Origin of the sequence: Erythrobacter sp., from assembly GCF_038133525.1 — a bacterium.
Taxonomy (GTDB): domain Bacteria; phylum Pseudomonadota; class Alphaproteobacteria; order Sphingomonadales; family Sphingomonadaceae; genus Qipengyuania.
Map to the genome: position 1 here is coordinate 630 of NZ_JAYPTL010000190.1, position 945 is coordinate 1,574.

Annotated in this window: 1 protein-coding gene; it reads left to right on the forward strand. The window is 60.8% G+C overall.

Annotated elements, in window-relative coordinates; translation table 11 throughout:
• On the forward strand, positions 1-945 hold a 945-nt coding region (locus AAFM29_RS17875; protein ID WP_341714054.1), incomplete at both ends, for a hypothetical protein.

Consider the following 945-nt stretch of genomic DNA (forward strand, 5'->3'; position numbering starts at 1 on the left):
TGGATCACCCATCCGGCACAGACCAATCTGAATGGCCTGCCGACGGATCTGATCGTCGACTGCATCGACGATTTCGTCGCCGCCTCGCGCGAGCCGGTTGATGAGAGCAAGATCACCGATTACGAACAATGGCTGCTGGCCGCGTTCGGTGAGACGTTCGCCAAGACCTTTCCCGGCCAGTACACCCGCAAATATCACACGACCGAGGCGAAGAACCTGACGACCGACTGGCTCGGCCCGCGGCTCTATCGCCCGAGCCTGCGTGAGATGCTGACCGGCGCATTGAACCCGATGCCGCCCAAGGTGCATTACGTCGATCATTTCCGCTATCCGACGCATGGCGGTTTCGTCAGCTATCTGAACGGTTTCCGCGCGCGCTCGAATGTCGCGATCAATTCCGAGATTATCGGCATCGATCCCAAGGCGAAGACCCTGCGCATGTCGGATGGCCGCACGGTCGGCTATGACGCGGTGATCTCGTCTGCTCCGCTGCCCAGACTGATCCCGTTGATCGATGGCGCGCCCGACGATGTGAAGCTCGCCGCATCGAAGCTGGCCTGCACCGAGGTCGTGCTGGTGAACGTGGGCGTGACCAAGCCGCATGTCCGCGACGCGCACTGGACCTATTTCTACGACGACGAGATCGCGTTCACGCGCCTCTCCTACCCGTCAAATTTCTCGCCCAATGTCGCGCCCAAGGGGTGCAGTGCCTTGCAGGCGGAGGTCTATTTCAGCCCGAAATACAAGCCGAGGGACCAGGAACCCTCGGCCTATATCGAACCGGTGATCGCAGGCCTGCTCGAATCCGGGCTGATCGACGGGCGCGACCAGGTGATCCACACCAGCACCATCGTCGCGCCGTTCGCCAATATCATCTTCGATCACGACCGCCCCGCGGCGGTTAAGTTGATTCACGAATATCTCGACGAGATCGGTGTGGGATAC